We start from the raw sequence: 23,336 nt of genomic DNA on the forward strand, positions 1-23,336 counted from the left end.
TATTAATATCAGTAATACCCTGCCCCAGATATTCGCTTAATCACGAATATCGGGCAGATGGCCGGACATTATTAAATAACTCACATTATTATTGTCGAATATAGCGACAAGTAGTCGCACGCATATAATCTGGAGTTCATATGAAATTATCAAGACCAAAACGCATTGATGGTCGGGTCCCCGTATTATCCGCAGCGGATGCCATTAATTATATTCCTGATGAGGCAACGCTCTGCGTATTAGGCGCAGGCGGCGGTATTCTCGAAGCAACAACATTAATTAATGCGCTGGCTGAAAAATATAAAAATGCACACTCACCCCGAAACTTATCATTGATTAGCCCAACGGGATTAGGTGACCGTGCTGACCGTGGAATTAGCCCGTTAGCTCAGGAAGGTTTAGTCAAATGGGCATTATGCGGCCACTGGGGACAATCACCACGAATTTCCGACCTCGCTGAGCAGAATAAAATTGCCGCCTATAACTATCCTCAGGGCGTATTAACCCAGACCCTGCGAGCATCGGCAGCCCACCAGCCGGGTATTCTGAGTGAGATCGGTATCGGAACATTTGTCGATCCCCGCCAACAGGGCGGAAAGCTGAATGAAGTGACCACCGAAGATCTGATCAAGCTGGTGGAAATTGATAACAAAGAGTACCTCTATTACAAAGCCATTGCGCCAAACATCGCCTTTATTCGCGCCACCACCTGCGACAGCGAAGGTTACGCCACGTTTGAAGATGAAGTTATGTATCTCGACGCGCTGGTGATCGCTCAGGCCGTTCACAACAACGGCGGTATCGTCATGATGCAGGTGCAAAAAATGGTGAAGAAAGCCACACTGCACCCAAAAGCCGTGCGTATTCCGGGCTATCTGGTCGATATTGTGGTCATCGATCCCGATCAAACTCAATTGTACGGCGGCGCGCCGGTTAACCGCTTTATCTCGGGCGATTTTGTCCTTGATGACAGCCAGCAGACTGCCCTGCCGCTCAATCAGCGTAAACTGGTGGCCCGACGCGCCCTGTTCGAAATGCGTAAAGGCGCGGTCGGCAACGTTGGCGTGGGTATCGCCGATGGTATTGGTCTCGTTGCACGCGAAGAAGGCTGCGCTGACGACTTTATTCTGACGGTCGAGACCGGCCCGATTGGCGGAATTACCTCCCAGGGCATCGCTTTTGGTGCCAACGTCAACACCCGCGCGATTCTGGATATGACCTCCCAGTTTGACTTCTACCACGGCGGTGGGCTGGATGTATGCTATTTAAGCTTCGCCGAAGTGGATCGCCACGGCAACGTCGGCGTACATAAATTCAATGGCAAAATTATGGGGACCGGCGGTTTTATCGATATTAGCGCCACCTCGAAGAAAATAATATTTTGCGGCACCTTAACTGCCGGAAGCCTGAAAACGGAAGTTGCCAATGGCAAATTAAATATCGTGCAGGAAGGCCGGGTGAAAAAATTCGTCAACGAATTACCTGAAGTCACTTTCAGCGGAAAAATTGCACTCGAGCGCGGACTGGATGTGCGTTACATCACCGAGCGTGCTGTATTTACGTTAAAAGAAGATGGTCTTCATTTAGTCGAAATTGCGCCAGGAGTCTCTTTACAGGAAGACATTCTGGACAAAATGGATTTCCCTCCGGTTATTTCTCCGGAACTGAAACTGATGGACGAAAGATTATTTATCGATGCTTCGATGGGTTTTATATTGCCCGATGCCGCCAATTAAAAGGAGTACCCTGATGGATTTTTCATTAACTGAAGAACAAGAGCTGCTGCTTGCCAGCATTCGCGAACTGATTACCAGCAATTTCCCGGAGGAATATTTCCGTACCTGCGATCAGACGGCTACCTATCCGAAAGAGTTTATGCGCGCCCTTGCGGACAACGGTATTTCAATGCTGGGCGTTCCGGAAGAGTTCGGCGGTATCCCGGCAGATTACGTCACGCAGATGCTGGCACTGATGGAAGTTTCCAAATGCGGCGCACCCGCTTTTTTAATCACGAACGGTCAGTGCATTCACAGTATGCGTCGTTTTGGCTCCGCCGAGCAGTTACGTAAAACAGCAGAAAGCACCATGGAAACGGGCGATCCGGCTTATGCGCTGGCATTAACCGAACCGGGAGCAGGTTCAGACAATAACAGCGCCACCACCAGCTACACCCGCAAAAACGGCAAGGTATATCTCAACGGGCAAAAAACCTTTATCACTGGCGCTAAAGAGTATCCTTATATGCTGGTACTGGCTCGCGACCCGGAGCCGAAAGATCCGAAGAAAGCCTTTACACTGTGGTGGGTGGATTCGAAGAAACCCGGCATTAAGGTTAATCCGCTGCATAAAATCGGCTGGCACATGCTCAGCACCTGCGAAGTCTATCTTGATGATGTTGAAGTAGACGAAAGCGATATGGTCGGCGAAGAAGGCATGGGCTTCCTCAACGTCATGTACAACTTTGAGATGGAACGGTTGATCAACGCCGCGCGTAGTACCGGTTTCGCCGAGTGCGCCTTCGAAGATGCCGCCCGTTACGCTAACCAGCGCATCGCATTTGGTAAACCGATTGGCCATAACCAGATGATCCAGGAAAAACTGGCGCTGATGGCGATTAAAATTGAAAACATGCGCAATATGGTATTGAAAGTCGCCTGGCAGGCCGATCAGGAACAGTCGCTGCGGACCAGCGCGGCGTTGGCAAAACTGTACTGCGCCCGCACGGCAATGGAAGTGATTGATGACGCCATTCAGATCATGGGCGGGCTGGGTTACACCGATGAAGCGCGCGTTTCCCGATTCTGGCGCGATGTTCGCTGCGAGCGCATTGGCGGCGGCACCGACGAAATTATGATTTACGTCGCCGGACGCCAAATCCTGAAAGATTATCAGAATAAGTAAGCGGTAATCCGTGCCGGATAGCGCACAAGCGTTTTCCGGCACGATCCAGGATAATCAGACCTCTGGCATCAAGCATTCCTGCTCAACCAGATTATTTTTAAACTGCTTGCGATAATCACTGGGGGTACAACCCACATGCCGCTGAAAGAGTTTGGCAAAGTGATCGACATTTTCATACCCTACCCGCCAGGAGATTTCCGCTAACGAAGCTTCCGTATTCGTCAGGGCAAATTTCGCCTCGGTCATTCGTCGCTGAATCACATAATTGATCGGCGAAATTCGATACTCCTTAGTAAATTCATGGCAGATATAACTCACGCTGGCCCGGAATTTTTTGGATAACTGATCGAGAGTAATTTTTTCTCGGAAGTTATTATTTAAATAAACCAGCACATCTTTAATTAAGACATCTTTTTTAATATAACCTTGCTCAGAACGATAGGCATTTTTAAAGTTTTCGTAAAATAAAACGGTTAAAGCATAAGCAAAAGCGTCGTAGGCTGAAGATGTCAGGTTATTTTTGCTCTGGGGGAGCATAACCCCCAGCTCATTAAAGATACTCTTAATAACTTCCTTCCCCTGAGTAACGCTAATCACCGGACACGAGTGCATCTGCAATAGCTGATTATCCTGCCAGCCGTTGAAACGAAAACCGTAGAGCGCGCAGGTGTAAGTCGTTGCAGGTGCGCTACTATCCGAAGCAACCGCATGGAGTCGCCCTTGCTCTATCACCACGATATCCCCGGCATGCGCGACATACAGCGACGAATCGATAATTAATCTTGCGACCCCTTTTTTGACATAAATAAGCTCTGTTTCATTATCGTGAACGTGATGACCCGACTCCCAGTTAGGGTCATCACTGATGACGAATCGCGAGAATCTCGGGGTTTTCCCCTGTTCAAAAAGGGTCTCCACGGCATTATCAAAGCAGCGTTGATACATGACAACCTCCACCTAAAGGCAGCAATTTTGGGATTATTAATATCAGAAAATAAAAATGATAATGACGTTATACAACGTTATTCCTTCCCGGCGAAACAAAATTATTTGCGCCGTCTGCAAGATGACACCTTTTGCTTTGGTACATTGCTGCAATTGATTATTTGCGTTTAATAATAATCAAAAAGAATAAATGTTATTAAGTCTGCATTAATAATTTACATATAAGAAACAAATTCAGCGCAGAGGCGATTAAAAACATGACGCATTTCGCAATTATTTTCACTGTCTTTGTGTTCCCGTTTTTTCCTCTGGTACGCACCGTCTGATTATTGCTGATAAACCAGGCATTCCCGGGACGTTTTTTTTGCAAGATTGTTGGCAATGAAAACAGATTTCCCCGTCGAAAACAGCCCTCCCTCTGTCGCACACTATTTTCAGTCAATTTTCCCTACTGTCGATAATGACGCACCACGTCATCATCCACACGAGAATCACTGGAGATGCCATGAAAATAATAACCTGCTTTAAGTTGGTGCCTGAAGAACAGGACATTGTTGTTACCCCACAGCGCTCGCTTAACTTTGACCGGGCCGATGCCAAAATCAGCCAGTTTGACTTAAATGCGATAGAGGCCGCAGCGCAACTTAGCGCGGAGGGTGATGAAATCGTCGCCTTAACGGTGGGCGGGTCGCTACTACAAAACTCCAAAGTGCGTAAAGACGTGCTGTCCCGCGGGCCGGACAGTTTGTATATGGTGCAGGATCCACAACTGGAGCATTCATTACCCCGGGATACCGCTCAGGCGCTGGCCTGTGCGGCCAACAATATGGATTTCGACCTGATGCTGTTCGGTGAAGGATCGGGGGATATCTACGCGCAGCAGGTCGGCTTACTGGTTGGGGAACTATTACAGCTCCCGGTGATTAATGCCGTCAGCAGCATCCAACGTAACGGCGATCGCCTTGTGGTTGAGCGCACGCTTGAAGATGAAGTCGAAGTAATTGATCTGCCGCTCCCCGCCGTACTGTGCGTGACGTCGGATATCAACACACCGCGTATTCCCTCGATGAAGGCGATTCTGGGCGCGGGTAAAAAACCGGTCACCCCGTGGCAAGCCAGCGATATTGGTTGGATACCTGCATCACCGTTAGCGGAACTGGTGAGCCTTACCGTGCCGCCGCAAACAGAACGTCAGCACATCATTCTGGAAAATGACTCAGCAGAAGCCATTGCCGAACTGGCTGAACACCTGAAAAAAGCCCTGAACTAAGCCCAACGGAGAGAAATCATCATGATTAAATTAGCCAACGTCTGGGTGTTCAGCGATAACGTAGAACGCTATGCAGAATTAATGGCCGGCGCTCGCCTGTGGGGTGAGCAGGTACACCTTATCGTACAAGGCAGCGACCAGGCCAATCAGTTGCAAGCCCTGGGCGCCGATAAGATAGTCGTGCTCGACGCAACCTCCGGTTTACAGCGTGTTGAAAATTACGCTGAGACCATCGCCGCCCTGATGCAGGAACACGCCGGGCTGCTGCTGATGTCCGCGACTAAACGAGCCAAATCCCTTGGCGCACGCTTAAGCATTCAGCTCAACGCAGCGATGGTGAACGACGCCACATCGGTAACGCTGGATGCAGGCATTTTGTTCGCCGAACACCGGATGTATGGTGGTCTGGCATTTGGCAAAGAAAAAATCAAAAGTACGCTGGCGATTATCACACTTGCTCCAGGCCAGCTTGAACCGGTCGCGGAAAACGCCTCGCACAACTGCCCGGTTGTCTCAGCAACGTACATCGCGCCGCACCATGAAGTGATGTGCCTGGAGCGTCGCGCCAAATCCGTGAGCAGCGTGGATCTCAGCAAAGCCAGGCGCGTGGTGGGTGTGGGTCGCGGCCTGGTGGCGCAAAACGATCTGGAAATGGTGCGCCAACTGGCATCGGTGCTGGGTGCTGAAGTGGGTTGTTCACGACCGATTGCCGAAGGCGAAAACTGGATGGAACGCGAACGCTACATTGGCGTTTCTGGCGTGTTATTGAAATCAGACCTGTATCTCACGCTGGGCATCTCAGGACAAATTCAGCATATGGTCGGCGGTAACGGCGCGAAAGTCATTGTCGCCATCAACAAAGATAAAAAAGCCCCTATTTTCAATTACGCCGATTACGGTCTGGTGGGCGACATCTACAAAGTGGTTCCGGCCCTTATCGACCATCTCAGCCGCTAATCCCGTTAACGCACATCTCCCGCTGCCCTCGCGGCGGGAAAGGAGCATAAAGCATGTCAGATGAAAAATTTGATGCCATTGTGGTCGGGGCTGGTGTAGCGGGTACAATGGCAGGTTACGTTATGGCCCGGGCCGGACTGGACGTACTGGTCATCGAGCGCGGCAACAGTGCGGGCAGTAAAAATATGACCGGCGGGAGACTCTACGCGCACAGCCTTGAGCGCATCATGCCCGGATTCGCGCAGGAAGCGCCTCTCGAACGTAAAGTCACCCGCGAAAAAATCTCCTTCCTGACCGAAGAGAGCGCCGTTACCCTCGACTTCCATCGTGAAAAAGACAACGCGCCAGCGCAGGACTCTTATACCGTTTTGCGCAACCGGCTTGACCCATGGCTAATGGAAAAAGCGGAACAGGCTGGCGTGCAGTTCATCCCCGGCGTGCGCGTCGACGCGCTAATTCGCGAAGGCAATAAGGTCACCGGAGTGCAAGCCGGGGACGATATCCTTGAAGCCAATATTGTCATCCTAGCCGATGGCGTTAATTCTATGCTGGGACGGTCGCTGGGAATGGTTCCCCCCTCTTCTGCGCAGCACTATGCCGTTGGCGTAAAAGAGCTGATCGGCTTACCGTCGGCGGTGATTGCGGATCGGTTCAATCTGTCAGGCAACGAAGGTGCAGCCTGGCTGTTCGCAGGCTCACCGTCTGATGGACTGATGGGAGGCGGATTTCTGTATACCAACCAGGATTCCATCTCTCTGGGCCTGGTGTGTGGTCTGGGGGATATTGCCCATGCCACGAAAAGCATTCCGCAAATGCTGGAAGACTTTAAGCGACACCCGACTATTCGTCCGCTGATTGCCGGCGGTGAACTGCTGGAGTATTCCGCACATATGGTACCGGAAGGCGGTCTGGCAATGGTTCCGAAACTGGTTGATGACGGGGTAATGATCGTCGGCGATGCCGCTGGTTTCTGTCTGAATCTGGGTTATACCGTGCGCGGCATGGATTTGGCGATAGCCTCCGCAGAAGCCGCCGCCCAAACAGCCATTGCAGCAAAAGAGCGCCAGGATTACTCGGCCAGTAGCCTGATGGATTACAAACGCGCCCTCGAACAGGGCTGTGTGATGCGTGATTTACAGCATTTTCGCAAGATCCCGGCGCTGATGGAAAACCCGCGCCTGTTCACCCAGTATCCCCGCATGGTGGCCGATATCATGAACGATATGTTTACCGTCGACGGAAGCCCAAATCAGCCCGTTCGCAAGATGATCATGTCCCATGCCAGGCAAATTGGGCTGATGAACTTACTGAAAGACGGCATCAAGGGGGCCACCGCACTATGAATCAGGACACTAACGTTAACGTCGACGTCAAACTGGGCGTCAATAAATTTAATGTTGATGAAGGCCACCCGCACATCATTCTGGCTGAACATCCCGACCTTAATGAATTTCGCAAGTTGCTGAAAGCCTGCCCCGCCGGACTGTATAAACAGGATGAGAGTGGAAATATTCATTTTGATTCCGCAGGCTGCCTGGAGTGCGGCACCTGCCGGGTGCTGTGCGGTGACACGATCCTCACACAATGGGAATACCCGCTCGGAACATTTGGCGTTGATTTCCGCTACGGCTAACGGATTTTGCATGTTGTACGCCGGATTGGCCCCGCCTGGCCATCCGGTCAGATGTATGCCGAAATAATCCTGGGAATAACTTCATGAGTATCACACTTACGTTTAACGCCGAACGTCGCCAGGCCTGGCGACAACTGGGTTTATGGGGAGATGCTTCGCTTGGCGATTACTGGCACCAAACCGCCAGAGCCATGCCGGATAAAATCGCCGTGGTTGATAATCATGGCGCTTCATATACCTACGCTGCACTCGACGATGCTGCCAGCAGTCTGGCAACCTGGTTTGTAGCCTGCGGGATCCAACCCGGCGATCGCATTGCCTTTCAGTTGCCTGGCTGGTGCGAGTTCACCATTATCTACCTGGCCTGCCTGAAAACCGGGGCCGTTTCCGTACCACTGCTGCCTGCCTGGCGCGAAGCGGAACTGGTGTGGGTACTGAACAAATGCAAAGCGAAGATTTTTTTCGCACCGACGTTGTTTAAACAGACCCGACCGGTTGATCTGATCCTCCCCTTGCAAAACCAGTTGCCGCATCTGCAACAGATTGTCGCCGTAGATAAACTGGCACCGGCCACCGCCTCGCTGGCGTTCAGCCAACTGCTTCAGGCTCCGCCATTAACCCAGGTTATTAACGTTCACGCCGATGAACTGGCTGCCGTGCTGTTTACCTCCGGGACCGAGGGAATGCCGAAAGGCGTAATGTTAACCCACAACAATATCCTTGCCAGCGAACGCGCCTACTGTGCCCGACTCAATCTCACCTGGCAGGATGTGTTTTTGATGCCCGCCCCACTGGGACACGCTACCGGTTTTTTGCATGGCGTTACCGCGCCGTTTTTAATCGGCGCACGCAGCGTATTGTTGGATATATTCACCCCAACCGCCTGTCTTGAACTGCTCGAGCAACAACGCTGTACCTGCGTGCTCGGTGCAACCCCCTTCGTCTACGACATGTTGTGTAGTCTGGAAAAACGGCCCTGTGATCTCACATCACTACGTTTTTTCTTATGCGGTGGCACCACTATTCCGCAAAAGATTGCCCGTGACTGCCAACAGCGCGGCATTAAATTGTTAAGCATCTATGGTTCGACGGAGAGCTCGCCGCATGCGCTGGTCAATCTCGACGATTCACTTTCACGCATGATGAACACCGATGGATATGCCGCCGCAGGCGTGGAAATTAAAGTCGTCGATGAAGCGCGCAATACGTTGCCTGCAGGGATCGAAGGTGAAGAAGCCTCGCGTGGCCCCAATGTTTTTATGGGCTACCTCGATGAGCCTGAACTGACCGCCCGCGCGCTGGACAAAGATGGCTGGTATTACAGTGGCGACTTATGCCGCATGGACGAAGCGGGATACATCAAAATTACCGGGCGTAAAAAAGATATTATTGTGCGCGGTGGGGAAAACATCAGCAGCCGCGAAGTGGAGGATATTTTATTGCAGCATCCGCGCATTCATGATGCCTGCGTTGTCGCGATGCCAGACGATCGGTTAGGTGAACGGTCGTGCGCTTATGTGGTGCTGAAACCGCCGCATCATTCGCTGTCGCTGGAATCAGTGGTGGCCTTTTTTAGCCGCAAACGGGTGGCAAAGTATAAATATCCGGAACACATCGTCATTGTCGACACGTTACCGCGCACGGCGTCAGGCAAGGTACAAAAATACCAGCTGCGTCAGGATATCATTCAGCGTTTAAGCGTGGAGCGTGTGGAAAGCGTTGAAGGGTAAAGTACCGGATGGCGATGCTAACACCTCTAATCCGGCCTACGTTGCATACTAACCGTAGGCCGGGTAAGGCATTTACGCCACCATCCGGCATGATGTTACTTCTTCAGTTCAGCCAGGCTCAGCCAGGTCTGCACGACCGTGTCCGGGTTCAGCGACAGACTGTCGATCCCCTCTTCCATGAGCCAGGCGGCGAAGTCTTCGTGATCGGATGGACCCTGACCGCAGATACCCACGTATTTGCCCTGCTTCTTGGCTGCACGAATCGCCATCGACAGCAGCGCTTTCACCGCGTCGTTACGCTCGTCAAACAGTTCAGAAACCACACCAGAGTCACGGTCCAGTCCCAGCGCCAGCTGCGTCATGTCGTTTGAACCGATGGAGAAACCGTCAAAGTACTCAAGGAACTGTTCGGCCAGCAAGGCGTTGGACGGGATCTCGCACATCATGATGATCTTCAGTCCGTTCTCACCGCGTTTCAGCCCCTGACGCGCCAGCTCTTCCACTACCGCTTTCGCCTGGGCAACGGTACGTACAAACGGTACCATCACTTCTACGTTAGTCAGGCCCATATCGTTACGGACACGTTTCACTGCGTCACATTCCAGCGCGAAACAGTCGCGGAAGCTATCAGCAATGTAACGGCCCGCCCCGCGGAAGCCCAGCATCGGGTTCTCTTCATGCGGCTCATAACGCTCACCGCCGACGAGGTTGGCATATTCGTTGGACTTAAAGTCTGACATACGCACGATAACGCGTTTTGGATAGAACGCCGCGCCCAGAGTAGCGATCCCTTCCGTCAGACGACCAACGTAGAATTCACGCGGGGAATCAAAACCTTTCATCATGCCGCGGATTTCGTTTTGCAGCTCAGGCGTCTGGTCATCGAACTCCAGCAACGCACGCGGGTGTACGCCAATCATGCGGTTGATGATAAATTCCAGACGCGCCAGGCCGACACCTTCGTTTGGCAGACAGGCGAAGTCGAAAGCCCGGTCCGGGTTACCCACGTTCATCATCACCTTCAACGGCAGATCCGGCATGGTCTCCACGCTGGAACTCTTCACGCTGAAGTCGAGCATCTCAGCGTAAACATAACCGGTATCACCCTCGGCGCAGGAGACTGTGACTTTCTCACCGTCCTTCATACGCTCGGTGGCATCACCACAGCCAACCACGGCCGGGATCCCCAGTTCACGGGCAATGATCGCCGCGTGGCAGGTACGACCGCCACGGTTGGTGACAATCGCCGCCGCTTTCTTCATGATCGGTTCCCAGTCCGGGTCGGTCATGTCGGTAACCAGGACGTCGCCAGGTTCGATACGGTTCATTTCGCTGATGTCCTGAATGACTTTGACCGGACCCGCGCCAATGCGGTGACCGATAGCACGACCTTCAGCAATAATTTTACCCTGAGCATGCAGCGTATAACGCTCCATCACCTGGCCGCGCGAGCGCACGGTTTCCGGACGCGCCTGCACAATGAACAGCTTGCCGGTATGACCGTCTTTCGCCCATTCGATGTCCATCGGACGACCGTAGTGCTTCTCGATCTGTACCGCCTGCTTCGCCAGCTCCTGCACTTCTGCGTTGGTCAGGGAGAAAATGTCACGCTGCTCCTGCGGTACATCTTCAATCGTCACCTGCTTGCCGTGTTCCTGGGTTGGCGCGTAGACCATGCGGATTTTTTTCGAACCCATTGTGCGACGGACGATCGCCGGACGGTTTGCCGCCAGAGTCGGTTTGTGCACGTAGAATTCATCCGGGTTAACGGCACCCTGCACAACCATCTCGCCCAGGCCCCATGCGGAAGTGATGAATACCACCTGATCGAAACCGGATTCGGTATCGATGGAGAACATTACGCCGGAAGACGCGAGGTCTGAGCGCACCATCCGCTGAACGCCAGCAGAGAGCGCCACGCCACGATGGTCATAACCCTGGTGAACGCGATAAGAGATTGCACGGTCGTTAAACAGCGAGGCAAAGACGTGTTTGATAGCAACCAGTACGGCATCAAATCCCTGGACGTTGAGGAAGGTTTCCTGCTGACCAGCAAATGACGCATCTGGCATATCTTCTGCGGTGGCGGAAGAGCGCACGGCAAAAGAGGCATGGGCATCGTCTGCTGACAGCTGCGCGTAGGCATCGCGGACGGCATTTTCCAGCTCCGGCTGGAAAGGAGTGTCGATAATCCACTGGCGGATCTGTGCGCCGGCTTTCGCAAGCTCGGTGACATCGTCAATATCCGTTTTATCCAGCAGCTCATAAATGCGCTGGTTTACACCGCTCTGGTCCAGAAACTGGTTAAACGCATCGGCGGTCGTTGCAAAACCATTCGGTACGGAAACACCCATACCGGAAAGGTTAGTAATCATTTCACCCAGGGAGGCATTTTTGCCCCCAACTCTGTCTACATCATTCATGCCGAGTTGGTTATACCAAAGCACCAGCGGTGACGAGCCATTGTTGGACATCGAACAATCCTTATATATGAACGAGGTTAGGAAACTCAATTTTGCGTAATTATCTTTGCATATTTACCTCAACGAAAAAAACGGTGAATCGTTCAAGCAACTTTATTTTTTATTTTTTCAGATTGTTTCCGCATTTGCGCAAACCCGCGAGCCACAGGGGATCACCACAAAAACTACCGGTATAAACATTTGTTCCGAAAAATGAAATGTACTTTTCAGTAAATATAAAAATACCGTTTCATTTTACAAAATAGATGCAGCAATATTCGCTTCTGGCGAATTTTAATTTATGCTTTCAGAGAATTATGTCAGCCCCAGGATGAGCAAAATGGATAATGCTGTTGATCGTCACGTATTTTATATTTCTGATGGTACGGCCATCACCGCCGAGGTATTGGGCCACGCGGTAATGTCGCAATTTCCGGTTACGATCAGCAGCATTACGCTGCCGTTTGTGGAAAATGAGAGTCGTGCGCGAGCGGTCAAAGACCAGATTGACGCGATCTATCAACAAACTGGCGTGCGCCCTCTGGTGTTTTACTCTATCGTTTTGCCGGAAATTCGCTCGATCATTTTGCAAAGCGAAGGATTTTGTCAGGATATCGTGCAGGCGTTGGTTGCCCCACTGCAGCAAGAGATGAAGCTCGACCCTACGCCGATCGCCCATCGTACCCACGGCCTGAACCCCGGCAACCTTAACAAGTACGACGCGCGCATTGCCGCCATTGATTATACCCTCGCTCATGACGACGGTATTTCGTTGCGCAACCTCGATCAGGCGCAGGTGATCCTGCTTGGCGTTTCCCGTTGCGGTAAAACCCCGACCAGTTTGTATCTGGCCATGCAGTTTGGCATTCGCGCGGCCAACTACCCCTTTATTGCCGATGATATGGATAATCTGGTGCTGCCAGCGTCCCTGAAGCCGTTACAGCATAAATTGTTCGGCCTGACCATCGACCCTGAGCGCCTGGCGGCCATCCGCGAAGAGCGCCGGGAAAACAGCCGTTACGCCTCGATGCGCCAGTGCCGGATGGAGGTTGCTGAGGTGGAAGCGCTGTACCGGAAAAACCAGATCCCATGGCTGAACAGTACCAATTATTCGGTAGAAGAGATTGCTACCAAGATCCTCGACATCATGGGGCTGAATCGCCGCATGTACTAGAATGCTAGTGCATTGGTTCTATTTTTTGTTATTATGCTCGCCACCAGGCAGGATGAGTATGATATTGTGATATACATCACTTCCCGGTAGTCCTGCCGTTGAAGCAACAAATTTCTGAGACAAGTAATGAACAGAACCGATGAACTCCGTACTGCGCGTATTGACAACCTGGTCACTCCAGCAGAGCTTGCGCAACGGCATCCTGTTTCGTCCTCCGTCGCCCGTCATGTTACGGACTCCCGACGCCGGATAGAAAAAATATTAAATGGTGAAGACGCTCGTTTACTGGTGATCGTAGGTCCCTGCTCGATTCACGATCTTGATGCCGCCATGGAATACGCGACGCGTTTACAGGCGCTGCGCGAAAAACATCAGGCGCGTCTGGAAATCGTGATGCGCACTTATTTTGAAAAACCGCGCACCGTAGTGGGCTGGAAAGGCTTAATTTCCGACCCAGATTTAAACGGCAGCTACCGCGTGAACCACGGCATTGAACTGGCGCGTAAACTGCTGTTGCAGGTCAATGAACTGGGCGTACCCACGGCAACAGAATTCCTCGACATGGTGACCGGTCAGTTTATTGCTGATTTAATCAGTTGGGGAGCCATTGGCGCACGCACCACCGAAAGCCAGATCCACCGTGAAATGGCCTCTGCGCTTTCCTGCCCGGTCGGCTTTAAAAATGGTACGGATGGCAATACGCGTATTGCCGTCGATGCGATTCGCGCCTCCCGTGCCAGCCATATGTTCCTCTCTCCGGATAAAACCGGCCAGATGACCATTTATCAGACCAGCGGTAATCCTTACGGGCATATCATCATGCGCGGCGGTAAAAAGCCGAATTATTATGCTGAAGATATTGCCGCCGCCTGCGATACCCTGCACGAATTTTCCCTGCCTGAACATCTGGTGGTCGATTTTAGCCATGGCAATTGCCAGAAGCAGCATCGTCGTCAGTTGGACGTTTGTGATGATGTGTGCCAGCAAATTCGCAATGGTTCGACGGCGATTGCCGGGATTATGGCGGAGAGTTTCCTGCGTGAAGGTACGCAAAAAATCGTTAGCGGCCAGCCGCTGGTTTACGGCCAGTCCATTACCGACCCGTGCCTGAACTGGGAAGATACTGAACTACTGGTTGAAAAACTCGCCTCTGCGGTTGATAGCCGTTTTTAATGCTGTTCGCCGGGTAACATCACGTTGCCCGGTGCTAATCCTTTGTTTTCCCCCTCCTTATTGTACAAAATCTATTCTCGTCACAATTATTTCACAAAAAGGCTTGCCGCAATTTTGCAGTTTGATGATAATGATTATCATTGTTAAATTGATTGTTATTTTTAAAAACTATTCACGTATGGATAACACAACAACGCCCGCAAAAGAAAAAACACCGCCTGCCGTCGCGCCAAACGAGCGCCGAATTGACAGTAAAAGTCTGCTGGGCAAAGAGGGGCGCGTGATCATAGAACACGATGGTCAGCTCTATTTACTGCGCCAGACACAAGCCGGAAAACTCATTCTGACCAAATAAACACCACTTTTCGCCAGCCACCCAGGTAGTACCCAGGCAGCCAGCGCTTTTCGATTTCCTAATGGAGAGTTGCTATGCCACACCTGCACACTGCATCCCTGCGCCCTTCGCTCTTGGCGCTGGCGATTATCAGTAACCTGCCCACCGTCGCGTATGCGGCGGTAGAAGATATGACCGTCACCGCTACCGGCAATGCCCGTAGTGCTTTTGAAGCGCCGATGATGGTCAGCGTGATTGATGCCACCGCGCCGGAAAACCAGACCGCCAGCTCAGCAGCCGACCTGTTGCGTACGGTTCCGGGCCTGACCCTTGACGGCACCGGTCGCACTAACGGCCAGGACGTGAATCTGCGCGGCTACGATCGACGTGGCGTTCTGGTGCTGGTTGATGGCGTTCGTCAGGGAACCGACACCGGACACCTGAACAGTACCTTCCTCGATCCGGCGCTGATCAAACGCATCGAGGTCGTCCGTGGCCCTTCTGCCCTGCTGTACGGTAGCGGCGCGTTAGGTGGTGTGATCGCCTATGACACTGCGGATGCCAAAGATCTGCTGGAAGCCGGACAAAACAGCGGTTATCGCGTGTTCGGTACCGCGGCAACCGGCGATCACAGCCTCGGTATGGGTGCCAGCGCGTTTGGTCGCACCGATACGCTGGACGGACTGCTTGCCTGGTCCAGTCGCGATCGCGGTGATTTGCGCCAGAGCGACGGCACTACGGCACCAAACGACGAAGCGATTAACAATATGCTGGCGAAAGGCAGCTGGAAAATTGACAGCGCCCAGACGCTGGCCGGCTCGCTGCGTTACTACAACAATGAAGCCCGTGAACCTAAAAACCCGCAAACCAGCGCGGCGGATGCCACCAGCAACCCGATGACCGATCGCTCAACCATCCAACGCGACGCGCAACTGACCTACTCGATTGCTCCAGCCGAGAATGACTGGTTGAACGCGGATGCCCGCGTCTACTGGTCCGAAGCACGCATTAATGCGCAAAACACGGATAACACCGGCGAGTTTCGCAAACAAACCACCAAAGGCGGCAAAATCGACAACCGCAGCCGCCTGTTTACCGACTCTTTTGCATCTCACCTGCTGACCTACGGCGGGGAATACTATCGTCAGGAACAACAGCCAGGCGGCGCAACCACCGGTTTCCCGGAGGCAAAAATCGATTTCAGCTCCGGTTGGCTACAAGATGAAATCACCCTGCGCGACCTGCCGGTTACGCTGCTGGGCGGTACCCGTTATGACTCTTATCGCGGCAGCAGCGACGGCTATGAAGATGTCGATGCCGATAAATGGTCGTCCCGCGCCGGGCTCACCGTTGCGCCAACCGACTGGCTGATGCTGTTCGGTTCATACGCTCAGGCCTTCCGTGCGCCGACCATGGGCGAGATGTATAACGATGCCAAACACTTCTCGATTGGCCGTTTTTACACCAACTACTGGGTGCCGAACCCTAACCTACGCCCGGAAACCAACGAAACCCAGGAATACGGATTTGGCCTGCGCTTTGACGATCTGCTGATGGCGAGCGATGCGCTCGAATTTAAAGCCAGCTATTTCGACACCAAAGCGAAAGATTACATCTCCACCAGCGTCGACTTCGCCGCCGCGACAACCATGTCCTATAACGTACCCAACGCCAAAATCTGGGGCTGGGACGTGATGGCGAAATATTCCGCCGATCTGTTCAGCCTCGACATGGCCTATAACCGTACGCGCGGCAAAGATACAGACACCGGCGAATACATTTCCAGCATTAACCCGGATACCGTCACCAGCAAACTGAACGTACCGGTTGCGCACAGCGGTTTTTCCGTTGGCTGGATAGGTACATTTGCTGACCGTTCAACGCATATCAGCAGCAGCTACACGAAACAGCCCGGTTATGCGGTAAACGATTTCTACGTGAGCTATCAGGGCCAACAAGCGCTGAAAGGCATGACCACCACGCTGGTACTGGGCAACGCCTTCGACAAAGAGTACTGGTCGCCGCAGGGCATTCCGCAGGATGGTCGTAATGGCAAAATTTTCGTGAGTTATCAGTGGTAATCACTTTTCCCCGGTTCGCCGGGGCAGCAATCTGGAAGGAAGAGACAATGAATCATTACACACGCTGGCTGGAACTGAAGAAAGAAAATCCTGGCAAATACGCACGTGATATTGCGGGATTGATGAATATTAGCGAAGCCGAACTGACCTTCGCGCGCGTTGGTCATGACGCCTGGCGCTTACGGGGCGAAGTGCGTGAAATCCTCGGCGCACTGGAAGCCGTCGGCGAAACCAAATGTATATGCCGCAACGAATATGCGGTGCATGAGCAGGTTGGTGCGTTTACCAATCAGCACCTGAACGGTCATGCCGGACTGGTACTCAATCCGCGCGCTCTCGACCTGCGCCTGTTCCTCAATCAGTGGGCAAGCGTGTTCCATATCAGCGAAACAACCGCCCACGGCGAGCGTCAGAGCATTCAGTTCTTTGACCATCAGGGGGATGCGCTGCTGAAGGTCTATGCCACACAGAATACCCTCATTGAGGAATGGGCTGCGTTGCTGACCCGTTTCATCTTCGCTGAAAACCCGCCTCTGGCGCTACAACCCGCCCCCCCTTCTGCTCCAGCCACCGTCACGGTCGATGCGCAGACTGTTGATCAAGAGTGGCGAGCCATGACCGATGTACACCAGTTCTTCGGTCTGCTGAAACGCCACGATCTCACCCGCCAACAGGCGTTTAACCTGGTGGGCGACGATCTGGCCTGTAAAGTCGCAAATAGCGCTCTGGCGCAGTTACTCGACACCGCGCGCCAGGATGGCAATGAAATTATGGTCTTTGTGGGTAATCGTGGCTGCGTACAGATTTTTACCGGTGTGATAGAAAAACTGGTGCCGATGAAAGGCTGGCTGAATATATTCAACCCGACATTTACCTTACACCTGCTGGAAGAGAGCGTGGCAGAAACATGGGTGACGCGCAAACCGACCGCCGATGGCCACGTTACCAGCCTGGAACTGTTTGCTGCCGACGGCACGCAAATCGCCCAGCTGTATGGTCAACGAACGGAAGGCGAACCGGAGCAGACGCAATGGCGCGCCCAAATTGACGCACTGACGCCGAAAGGGCTGGCCGCATGAAAAAACTGCTGGTCCTGATTGCGCTACTGCCCATCGTCGCGATGGCTGCGTCCAGGGAACGGGTTGTTGCTCTCGGTGGCGATGTCACCGAGATTGTATACGCACTGGGAGCACAGTCTTCCCTTGTGGCGCGAGACAGCACCAGCCAGTGGCCTGAAGCAGCAAACGCCCTACCTGATGTCGGTTATTTGCGCCAACTCAACGCCGAAGGGATCCTTGCCACCCGTCCTACGCTGGTCCTTTCCAGCGCGCAGGCGCAACCCTCTCTGGCGCTAAAACAGCTCGAACAGAGCAACGTCAGGGTTGTGACGATCCCGGCAAGCAACGCGCTTAATGTGATTGATGAAAAAATTCGCGTCATCGCCGAAGCCACCCATAGGGAGGCCGATGGCGAAACGCTGCGCACCCGCTTACGTCAGGAACTGGCGGCGTTGCCGTCATCTGAACTTAACAAACGAGTGTTGTTTATTCTCAATCATGGCGGGATGACCGCGATGGCAGCGGGCCAGCAAACCGCAGCCGATGCGGCTATTCGTGCCGCCGGTTTGCGCAACGCAATGCAGGGTGTTAACCGCTATCAGCCGCTGTCGCAGGAAGGTGTCATTGCCAGCCAGCCCGATCTGGTGGTGATTTCACAGGACGGCGTTAAGGCGATGGGTGGCGAAGATAACCTGTGGGCGCTGCCGGGCCTGGCGCAGACGCCTGCCGGACGGAATAAACAGGTATTGCAGGTTGACGATATGGCGCTGCTCGGCTTTAGCGTACGCACCCCGCAGGCCATTTTGCAGCTTCGCGCTAAAGCAGAGCAATTGCCCTGATGTCGCGACGTATCCGTTGTTCTTTATGGACACTCGCACTCATGTTGGTCGTGATGACAATCATGGCTACCGGTTTTGGCGCGTTGCGCCTGCCGGTAAGTTTGCTGTGGCGTGATGGCGATGAGGCACTGCGTCAAATCTGGCTCACCATTCGCCTGCCCCGCGTCCTGCTGGCGCTGGTGATTGGCGGTTCTCTGGCGCTCGCGGGCTGCGTGATGCAGGGCCTGTTTCGCAACCCGCTTGCCGATCCGGGATTACTGGGGATAAGCAGCGGTGCCGCCTGCGCCGTCGCCCTGTGGGTAGTGCTGCCGGTCTCTTTGCCCGCGCTGTTGATGCTGTACGCCCCCATGCTGGCCGCTTTTCTCGGTGCGCTGGCGGCAACGGTGGTTATTTTTATCCTTAGCCAACAGCGCGACGCTTCACTCTCACGTCTGCTGTTGGTCGGTATTGCCATCAACGCGCTGTGCGGGGCGGCGGTTGGCGTTCTGTCGTGGGTCAGTAATGACGCGCAACTGCGCCAGCTGTCGCTATGGGGGATGGGCAGTCTGGGGGCCGCGCAATGGTCCACGCTGCTGGCTGTCACTTCATTGACTGTCCCGACGGTGCTGATCATCTGGCGTCTGGCACCGGCGCTGAACCTGCTGCAGTTAGGTGAGGAAGAGGCACATTACCTCGGCGTAGATGTGCGTACCGTTCAGCGTGTTTTGCTACTTTGTAGCGCATTGCTGGTTGCCGCAGCCGTGGCGGTAAGCGGCGTAATAGGCTTCATCGGGCTGGTTATCCCGCATCTGATGCGCATGTGGCTCGGCTCAGACCATCGGGCCGTTATCCCAGGTTCCGTGCTGGCGGGCGCATTTTTATTGCTGATAGCCGACACGCTGGCCCGTACGGCGGTTGCGCCTGCGGAAATGCCGGTCGGTTTGCTAACCAGTCTTCTCGGCGCACCGTGGTTTTTATGGCTTATTTTTCGTCAGCGAGGACCGCATGGCTGAACATTTCATCGCTGAAGGGCTTCACTATCGCGTCGCGGGCAGAGCGGTGATTGACGACGTCACTCTTGCTCTCGAAAAAGGTGAACTGGTGGCGCTCATCGGCCCAAACGGTGCGGGGAAATCCACCCTGCTGCGCCTGCTGACCGGTTTTCTGAAACCGGCTAAAGGGCGCTGCGTGCTGGCGGGTAAACCGCTGGATGAATGGCATAGCCAAACACTGTCGCGGCATCGGGCGGTGATGCGCCAGCAAACGCAACTGGGATTTGACTGGCCGGTAGAGGCCGTCATCGCGATGGGGCGTGCGCCCTGGACCTCGCGGTCGGAACCTCGACTTATCGCTCAGGTGATGGAAATGACCGGATGTACACCGCTGGCGGGCCGGCAATACGCCGCGCTTTCCGGCGGCGAGCAACAGCGAGTACAGTTAGCCCGTGCATTGGCGCAACTTTGGTGCGACGGCGCGCCTCGCGGCTGGTTATTCCTTGATGAACCGACCTCTGCGCTGGATCTTTACCACCAGCAGCATCTGTTGCGCTTGCTGAAGACGCTTACCGCTTCACAAGAGCTGCATGTGTGCATTGTGCTTCACGATCTGAATCTCGCCGCACTGTGGGCAGACAGAATAGTGTTGCTGCACAACGGCAGGCTGGTGTCGCAGGGAACGCCTGAGGCCGTGTTACAGGCCGATGACCTGAAACGCTGGTATGGCGCGCAGGTACACGTTGGCCAGCATCCGGCCAACGGATCCCCACAGGTGTTTCTGGCCCCTTAGCTTGAACAGCTCACTTCCAGCCGTTTGCCCCAGTCAGGTGGACGGCTGACATAGTCATCATCACGATCGACAAATGGGGTACGCAACGCCTCGTGTAACCGATGCAGCTCGGCGTAATCCCCCTGCTCTGCCTGATTAATCGCCCGTTGCGCCAACCAGTTACGCAATACCATCGCCGGATTAGCCGCCTTCATCTGCGTTTGTCTGTCTGCGTCGGCAATGTTGTCTTGCTGCAGGCGTGAGCGATACCGCGTGAACCAATCGTCAAACGCTGCGCGATCGATAAACTCATCGCGCAGCGGGGATTGCGCGCTGTGTTGTTCCGTCTGACTGAGCATGCGAAACGTTCGCGTATAGTCGCTTCTTTCCCGCGCCATCAGGTTAAACAGTTCACTAAGCAGTTCGTTATCGTTTTTTTGCTCGCTAAAGAAGCCAAGCTTTTGTCGCATCCGCTGACCGTAGCGAGTTAACAGCGCCAGTTGATAACTGTCCAGCGCATCATTAAGCGCCTCGACCGGGATAAATGGCGACAGAGTTTGCGCCAGACGTTGCAGGTTCCAAAGCGCCGCGGCCGGTTGATTATCGAAACTGTATCGCCCCTGGTTGTCTGAGTGGTTGCAGATAAAATCGGGCACGTAGTCATCAAGGAAACCGAATGGACCGTAATCCATCGTCAGTCCCAGAATCGACATGTTGTCGGTGTTCATGACACCATGCGCAAATCCCACCGCCTGCCAGTCCGCGATTAACGTCGCAGTACGCGTGACAACATCGTTAAACCACAGCTGATACTTATCGGCTTCTTCCTGCCATTGTGGCCAATAATAGCGAATCGCAAAGTCAGCCAACTGGCGCACTTTTTCCGGCTCGCGGCGATAGTAAAAATGCTCAAAATGGCCAAAGCGCAGATGGCTTTGCGCCACGCGAATGAGCATCGCCCCTGATTCTACCGTTTCGCGATACACCTGCGTGTCGCTGGTAACAATCGACAATGCCCGCGTGGTCGGTATTCCCAGGTAATGCATCGCTTCGCTGGCCAGGCTTTCGCGAATTGTCGAGCGCAGTACGGCGCGACCATCCCCCATACGGGAATAAGGCGTAAGTCCGGCGCCTTTCAGGTGCCAGTCACACGTTGAGCCGTCAGCGAGCTGTTGTTCGCCCAACAGGATCCCGCGTCCATCGCCAAGCTGGCCCGCCCAGACGCCAAATTGATGTCCGCTATAAACTTGCGCTAAAGGCGACATCCCGGGAAGCAACGATTCACCGCCCCAAACACCGGCTCCGGTTGGAATATCAAATAGTGTCTCTGGAATAGCTAATTGCTCCGCCAGCGCATCGTTATGCCAGATCAGGCGCGCGTTTTTCAGGGGAGTGGGTGAAAGTGCTGTATAGGTTGCTGGTAATTCATCACGCCAGCGGGTGGTAAAAGACAGGGTCATAGGGCCTCCTGTCTCTAGTGTAGACTGTTAAAAGCCTGTTAAACACCAGCAAATATGAGGGTTATATCTTCGCGAGCGAAATTATCTGCGCGGGGGGCACAGCAGGCCACAGCGCGCCCTGCATGGCGCTGAATCCCAGAGGCAGTACGCGCGCTAACATCTCGGGTGTATCAATACCGCTAATGATAATTGACTCACTGCTGGGAAATAGCTGTGCCAGGATAGCCCGCATAAATGGCTCAAACGAAATATGTGTAATCCTTTGTTGAACAAAGTTTTTATCGAGCACGACGCGTTTGAACAGCCCATCAAAAATTGCCCGGTTTGATATGCCGCCAGCACCATAGTTTGTCAGTACTAATGGAAATCGCGCCGCCAGTGCAGCCAGCGTTGGATTCGCTTTTCCATTATTTAACTCTGGATAGTTTTCATTAATAGCCAGTTCCAGAAATGACAATCGTTCAACTTGTGAAGCAAATTTAGCATCTGATAATAAAGTATTAGCAATTGCCGGCGTTAAATTAATCCAGGCAGAAACCTTTCGTTGAATAAAAAAATGTTGGCACGTTTCGATTAATTCAAGCTTTTCGGTAAATAAGCGACATTGCTCTTCGCCCGACATCCGAGGTAGGACCAGCTCGGTGGGTATACGCACATCCCCCTGCGCACTGGCAAAACTGGTAATGATATCTACGTATTCAAGATCGCCTTTTTCGTTTCTCGCAGGGAGAAAAGAGAACTCTGAATGGTAAAGAGTATCCATTGAAACAATCATCGTGCCAGCCCCTCTGCATAGGTGTTATCCGGCATCCTGTAGCAAAGGATGGAGAAATACGTTATTGCTGATGCAAGTAGAGGCCCTTTCATTTTTCCCTTTATAGCCAGTAAATCGAATCCCTTTTTTTTAGCTTATCCTGATTATAAGCGAATATCCAGCTTTGCACTTTTTAATATCTCGGAATAAATCATATTTTTAGCAAGATACGCTCTTAATGTTCAGGGGTATTGTCCGGCTGGCGGCAGAAATAAGAAGTTACTAACAAATGGAAATGTCGAGGCTGCTCAGCCGTAGGCAGCCTCGTGACTGATGAGGATTAAATACGTCGCGCCTGCCAAAAGTTTTTGCGCCAGTAAACGTTGTCCAGTGATGAGCGCATCACACCACGGCTGGTTGAGGCATGAATAAATTGATTATTGGTATCGTAAATTCCGACATGCAGACCGCTTTCCCCAGACCCGGTTTTAAAGAACACCAGATCGCCGGGCAGCAAATCATCTTTATCAATTTCGGTACCAATCTTTGATTGCGTGCGCGTATCACGCGGAAGTTGCAGATCGAATTTATCGCGCATTGTCATCAATACAAATCCAGAACAATCCACTCCGTTACGGCTCATGCCGCCATAACGATAGGGTGTGCCATGCCAGGTTTGTAACTGGTCATTAAGCCCGGCGATAACGGCGATAGAATCCGACAAGCGGGCATTTGGCGCAGGAGCACGATGGCTGCTGCAGCCCGCCAAAAACAATGCTGTGATGAAAAGAAGCCAAAAGCGCATTCAGGACGAATCCTCTG

20 protein-coding genes are annotated in these 23,336 nt (G+C 53.1%); 15 read left to right on the forward strand and 5 right to left on the reverse strand.

Annotation, left to right across the window (positions count from 1 at the left end; all coding sequences use genetic code 11):
• Positions 1 to 140 precede the first annotated feature (140 nt).
• Together KQJ19_RS02210 and KQJ19_RS02215 are read left to right on the forward strand one after the other, a co-directional pair.
• Entirely contained in the window at positions 141 to 1,736 is a 1,596-nt protein-coding gene (locus KQJ19_RS02210; protein WP_046274671.1) for an acyl CoA:acetate/3-ketoacid CoA transferase, read from the forward strand.
• 13 nt (positions 1,737 to 1,749) lie between these two features.
• Positions 1,750 to 2,901 (forward strand): acyl-CoA dehydrogenase, encoded by a 1,152-nt coding sequence (locus tag KQJ19_RS02215; protein WP_003836610.1) that lies wholly within the window; start codon positions 1,750 to 1,752, stop codon positions 2,899 to 2,901.
• Positions 2,902 to 2,955: 54 nt separating this feature from the next.
• Here the strand turns inward: KQJ19_RS02215 and KQJ19_RS02220 are convergent, their stop codons facing one another.
• Positions 2,956 to 3,846 (reverse strand): AraC family transcriptional regulator, encoded by an 891-nt coding sequence (locus tag KQJ19_RS02220; protein WP_016152891.1) that lies wholly within the window; start codon positions 3,844 to 3,846, stop codon positions 2,956 to 2,958.
• Positions 3,847 to 4,351: 505 nt separating this feature from the next.
• Between KQJ19_RS02220 and KQJ19_RS02225 the strand changes: the two genes are divergently transcribed.
• The 5 genes from KQJ19_RS02225 (at position 4,352) to fadK (ending at position 9,436) form a co-directional block, all read left to right on the forward strand.
• Positions 4,352 to 5,116, forward strand: coding sequence for an electron transfer flavoprotein (locus KQJ19_RS02225; RefSeq protein WP_047500317.1), 765 nt, complete (start codon positions 4,352 to 4,354; stop codon positions 5,114 to 5,116).
• Between the two features lie 21 nt (positions 5,117 to 5,137).
• Positions 5,138 to 6,073 (forward strand): electron transfer flavoprotein subunit alpha, encoded by a 936-nt coding sequence (locus KQJ19_RS02230; protein WP_216403296.1) that lies wholly within the window; start codon positions 5,138 to 5,140, stop codon positions 6,071 to 6,073.
• 53 nt (positions 6,074 to 6,126) lie between these two features.
• On the forward strand, positions 6,127 to 7,416 hold the full coding sequence (locus tag KQJ19_RS02235) for an FAD-dependent oxidoreductase (RefSeq protein WP_049040471.1): 1,290 nt from the start codon (positions 6,127 to 6,129) through the stop codon (positions 7,414 to 7,416).
• Positions 7,413 to 7,706, forward strand: coding sequence for a ferredoxin (locus KQJ19_RS02240; RefSeq protein ID WP_016152887.1), 294 nt, complete (start codon positions 7,413 to 7,415; stop codon positions 7,704 to 7,706). The genes KQJ19_RS02235 and KQJ19_RS02240 overlap by 4 nt, the downstream gene beginning before the upstream one ends.
• A gap of 83 nt (positions 7,707 to 7,789) precedes the next feature.
• Complete coding sequence (gene fadK, locus KQJ19_RS02245) at positions 7,790 to 9,436, forward strand: medium-chain fatty-acid--CoA ligase (RefSeq protein WP_216403297.1); 1,647 nt, start codon at positions 7,790 to 7,792, stop codon at positions 9,434 to 9,436.
• A 95-nt stretch (positions 9,437 to 9,531) separates the two neighbouring features.
• On the opposite strand, the gene ppsA is transcribed toward fadK, so the two are convergent.
• Positions 9,532 to 11,910 carry a phosphoenolpyruvate synthase gene (ppsA, locus tag KQJ19_RS02250; RefSeq protein ID WP_016152885.1) on the reverse strand — a complete coding sequence of 793 codons (2,379 nt, stop codon included), beginning with the start codon at positions 11,908 to 11,910 and terminating at the stop codon, positions 9,532 to 9,534.
• A 328-nt stretch (positions 11,911 to 12,238) separates the two neighbouring features.
• Here ppsA and ppsR point away from each other — a divergent pair, with 328 nt between their 5' ends.
• The 8 genes from ppsR to KQJ19_RS02290 all read left to right on the forward strand — a co-directional run bounded on the left by ppsR (position 12,239) and on the right by KQJ19_RS02290 (position 20,321).
• Positions 12,239 to 13,072 carry a posphoenolpyruvate synthetase regulatory kinase/phosphorylase PpsR gene (gene ppsR, locus KQJ19_RS02255; protein WP_016152884.1) on the forward strand — a complete coding sequence of 278 codons (834 nt, stop codon included), beginning with the start codon at positions 12,239 to 12,241 and terminating at the stop codon, positions 13,070 to 13,072.
• Between the two features lie 126 nt (positions 13,073 to 13,198).
• Positions 13,199 to 14,245 (forward strand): 3-deoxy-7-phosphoheptulonate synthase AroH, encoded by a 1,047-nt coding sequence (aroH, locus tag KQJ19_RS02260; RefSeq protein ID WP_016152883.1) that lies wholly within the window; start codon positions 13,199 to 13,201, stop codon positions 14,243 to 14,245.
• A 124-nt stretch (positions 14,246 to 14,369) separates the two neighbouring features.
• Positions 14,370 to 14,600 (forward strand): hemin uptake protein HemP, encoded by a 231-nt coding sequence (hemP, locus tag KQJ19_RS02265; RefSeq protein WP_016156349.1) that lies wholly within the window; start codon positions 14,370 to 14,372, stop codon positions 14,598 to 14,600.
• Between the two features lie 74 nt (positions 14,601 to 14,674).
• Entirely contained in the window at positions 14,675 to 16,660 is a 1,986-nt protein-coding gene (locus KQJ19_RS02270; protein WP_216403298.1) for a TonB-dependent hemoglobin/transferrin/lactoferrin family receptor, read from the forward strand.
• 47 nt (positions 16,661 to 16,707) lie between these two features.
• On the forward strand, positions 16,708 to 17,739 hold the full coding sequence (gene chuS, locus KQJ19_RS02275; RefSeq protein ID WP_016152880.1) for a hematinate-forming heme oxygenase ChuS: 1,032 nt from the start codon (positions 16,708 to 16,710) through the stop codon (positions 17,737 to 17,739).
• On the forward strand, positions 17,736 to 18,557 hold the full coding sequence (locus KQJ19_RS02280; protein ID WP_216403299.1) for a hemin ABC transporter substrate-binding protein: 822 nt from the start codon (positions 17,736 to 17,738) through the stop codon (positions 18,555 to 18,557). The genes chuS and KQJ19_RS02280 overlap by 4 nt, the downstream gene beginning before the upstream one ends.
• The gene (locus KQJ19_RS02285; RefSeq protein WP_032947022.1) at positions 18,557 to 19,549 is read left to right on the forward strand and encodes an iron ABC transporter permease; all 993 of its coding nucleotides are present in this window, start codon (positions 18,557 to 18,559) and stop codon (positions 19,547 to 19,549) included. Before KQJ19_RS02280 ends, KQJ19_RS02285 begins: the two co-directional genes overlap by 1 nt.
• Entirely contained in the window at positions 19,542 to 20,321 is a 780-nt protein-coding gene (locus KQJ19_RS02290) for a heme ABC transporter ATP-binding protein (protein WP_216403300.1), read from the forward strand. The genes KQJ19_RS02285 and KQJ19_RS02290 overlap by 8 nt, the downstream gene beginning before the upstream one ends.
• On the opposite strand, the gene selO is transcribed toward KQJ19_RS02290, so the two are convergent.
• The 3 genes from selO to KQJ19_RS02305 all read right to left on the reverse strand — a co-directional run bounded on the left by selO (position 20,318) and on the right by KQJ19_RS02305 (position 23,319).
• Positions 20,318 to 21,760 carry a protein adenylyltransferase SelO gene (gene selO / locus KQJ19_RS02295; protein ID WP_216403301.1) on the reverse strand — a complete coding sequence of 481 codons (1,443 nt, stop codon included), beginning with the start codon at positions 21,758 to 21,760 and terminating at the stop codon, positions 20,318 to 20,320. The two genes, KQJ19_RS02290 and selO, sit on opposite strands and share 4 nt — an antisense overlap.
• Positions 21,761 to 21,821: 61 nt before the next feature.
• Complete coding sequence (locus KQJ19_RS02300; RefSeq protein WP_049281901.1) at positions 21,822 to 22,535, reverse strand: EAL domain-containing protein; 714 nt, start codon at positions 22,533 to 22,535, stop codon at positions 21,822 to 21,824.
• A 319-nt stretch (positions 22,536 to 22,854) separates the two neighbouring features.
• Positions 22,855 to 23,319, reverse strand: coding sequence for an NlpC/P60 family protein (locus tag KQJ19_RS02305; protein WP_047500302.1), 465 nt, complete (start codon positions 23,317 to 23,319; stop codon positions 22,855 to 22,857).
• Between the last annotated feature and the right edge of the window lie 17 nt (positions 23,320 to 23,336).

Origin of the sequence: Citrobacter sp. S46_ASV_140 (genome assembly GCF_018919545.1) — a bacterium.
Classification (GTDB): domain Bacteria; phylum Pseudomonadota; class Gammaproteobacteria; order Enterobacterales; family Enterobacteriaceae; genus Citrobacter; species Citrobacter braakii.